The organism is bacterium (assembly GCA_037131655.1).
Classification (GTDB): Bacteria; Armatimonadota; Fimbriimonadia; order Fimbriimonadales; family JBAXQP01; genus JBAXQP01.
Window position 1 is genome coordinate 1 of record JBAXQP010000339.1, and the last position, 2,701, is coordinate 2,701.

The 2,701-nt window shown below is 46.2% G+C and carries 3 protein-coding genes; all 3 read right to left on the reverse strand.

Going from position 1 to position 2,701, the window contains the following annotated elements; genetic code table 11:
• On the reverse strand, window positions 1-781 hold a 781-nt coding region (locus WCO51_12085; protein MEI6513992.1), incomplete at its 3' end, for an aminotransferase class I/II-fold pyridoxal phosphate-dependent enzyme.
• A 79-nt stretch (window positions 782-860) separates the two neighbouring features.
• Complete coding sequence (gene dapF, locus WCO51_12090; GenBank protein ID MEI6513993.1) at window positions 861-1,700, reverse strand: diaminopimelate epimerase; 840 nt, start codon at window positions 1,698-1,700, stop codon at window positions 861-863.
• 115 nt (window positions 1,701-1,815) lie between these two features.
• Window positions 1,816-2,619 carry a prepilin-type N-terminal cleavage/methylation domain-containing protein gene (locus tag WCO51_12095; GenBank protein MEI6513994.1) on the reverse strand — a complete coding sequence of 268 codons (804 nt, stop codon included), beginning with the start codon at window positions 2,617-2,619 and terminating at the stop codon, window positions 1,816-1,818.
• Window positions 2,620-2,701 lie beyond the last annotated feature (82 nt).

The following is a 2,701-nucleotide window of genomic DNA, read 5'->3' on the forward strand; positions in this document are numbered from 1 at the left end:
CAGCAACAGCATCCTTATCGCCAATCGCAAAACCCGCGCGCCAACCGGTCATGTTGAACATTTTCGAAAGTGAATGGAACTCAAGCGTTACCTCACGAGCGCCGGGGATTTCCAACAAACTCGGATGCTTGAAGCCATCATAAGTCACCGTAAAATAGGCGCAGTCATTGATAAGCAACACGTTATACTTGTGAGCGAAATCAACTGCCTTCTGATAGAACTCACGGGTAGCCACTGCGCCGGTTGGATTGTTGGGATAATTCAGGAACATAAGCTTCGCCCGATTGGCCACGTCTGCAGGGATAGCATCTATGTCAGGAAGGAAACCATTCTCTGCAACCAGCGGCATCTCGTAAACATCAGCGCCTGCCATTTGCGAGTTCACCTTATAGACGGTGTACGCAGGGTTCGGCACGATAGATAAATCGCCGGGGTCAAGATATGCCCATGCAACATGCGCCAAGCCTTCTTTTGAGCCTATAAGCAGAAGTATCTCCGACTCTGGGTCGAGGACTTGTCCCGTTTCTTTCTTATACCAACGCGCTGCCGCCTGTAAGAATTCGGGCTGGCCTAAAGGCGATTCATCATAGCGATGGGTATCGGGATTATGAGCCGACTTGGCTAATGCCTCGATAATGGGCATTGGCGTCGGCTGATCGGGATCGCCGATACCCAGGTCAATAATATCTTTTCCCTCTGATAAAGCCTTCTGCTTAATCCGAGCAATCTCTCCAAAGAGATAGGGAGGTATTTTCTCTAATCGTTTACTTCTCTCAACCATCGTGTCAAACCGTCCTTTCTATTTCGTATTGCGTAGTTCGTATTCCGGAATCCGGATAGGCAATACGCAATACGTACTACTAACTTAACTCTCCAGTAAAAACTTCTTCAGCGGGGCCAGTCATTAGGATTTGATTGTTGCCCTGCCACTCGATCTCTAAATCACCACCGAGAAGGTGGATTAGAACGTCTCGTTTTGATTTCTTATTAAGATAACAGGCTACTGCCGTTGCGCAAGCTCCGGTGCCGCAAGCAAAAGTAATGCCGGCGCCGCGTTCCCATGTGCGCATTTTTAGCTCCGTTGGGCTAATAACTTGAACAAAATGAACGTTAGTACGTGCAGGGAATAGTTTATTGGTCTCGATGAGCGGGCCGTATTTCGGAACATCAATTTTTTCGACATCATCAACAATCACTACTGCATGGGGATTTCCCATCGATACACAAGTGATACTGAAAGTTGTGCCATTTACTTTTAATGGTTCGTTAATGCAATTGCCGTCAGGTTGGCCGCCGAGCATAGGGATATCCTGACGTTGATAACGTGGTTCACCCATATTCACTCTGACTGCACCCACTTTACCGCCCTTCGGGAAGAGCTTTAATGACAGGATGCCCGCGCCTGTTTCAACTGTCAAATCCGTCTGCTGCGTCAGCTTGTGGTCATAGAGATATTTCGCAAAGCATCGGATGCCATTGCCGCACATTTCTGCTTCGCTTCCGTCCGGATTGTACATCCGCATCCGGTAGTGCGCCACTCGCGAGGGCATAATGAGAATGATCCCATCGCCACCAACCCCAAAACGGCGATCATTCAATTTGATAGCCATATCCTGGAAATTGGCCTCATCTAATTGCTCATTCAACGCATTGATCACCACAAAATCATTACCGATGCCATGCATTTTAGTAAATTTCATCACTCGCCCTCAAACCTTTATACCTCAGCTGGGAAATTTGAATCAGGAGATAACAATAAATTTACTATACCTCAGGGGCATAGCTAGAAGGGTATACAAATGAAGACAAAGAAGGCTATTCAGAACCACAGTGGGCATGGTTTGCGTTACCCAATATCGGGTTATAATTATTCTTCCACGGTCCTTGCCAAGTGAAATAGCCTCCTGCGAAAAGAAACTCTTGGGTGCCGGGCCATAGGGCAGTGGACCATCTTGACATCCAATCTTTGTTTGGATCCTTAATGAAGGACTGCATGCTCACAACATGACCGTCTAAAAATGACAGGGTTCCTCGCCCATTATGGCGAGCTGTCATGTAATCACGACAAATAAACCACCAGTCATTTTCGGATGCCCCATAACCCTTTGCCTCTGCGGGAAGCGCTTCCTCTACAAAGACGACCGATTTGGCTACATCTATAAACCAAGCAAGACGCGCGGGTGTTCCCTCTGGGTACTGAGGTTGCTCCCAACCACGACTTTGAATAACCTCATTATAAATGGGAAGCGCCATTTGGGTGAAGCCGTTCAGCATATAACTGTATTTATAAGTGCCTGGTTTGCGTCTATCAGAAGGGCAGTACCAAACCATCCAGTTTTTCACATATACGAAATTACCACCACTAGGATTCGTATTCAAACCGCCCCACGAAGCGTTAATAATAAACCGAAAGGATGGTACGCGCTCATCCCAATCACTCGAATACATTATAAAAGCTTTGGCAAGTTGTCCGGAGTTGTTAAGGCAAGAAGTAGTCCTTGCTTGTTCTCGCGCAGCAGCAAAGACAGGGAACAGAATAGCTGCTAATATAACAATAATAGCAACTACAACTAGTAGCTCAATGAGAGTGAAGCCTTCAAGAAACTTTTTATTTGACACTTAACACCTCTAACACATGGGTGCATGATTGAGTAAGTTAAAACTTTACAATCTCAATGTCATTATACATCAAATATAAAGT

What these genes read in the sequence shown, in the direction of transcription:
- dapF (MEI6513993.1), bottom strand. Translation starts at nt 1,700, where the DNA reads ATGAAATTTACTAAAATGCATGGCATCGGTAATGATTTTGTGGTGATC.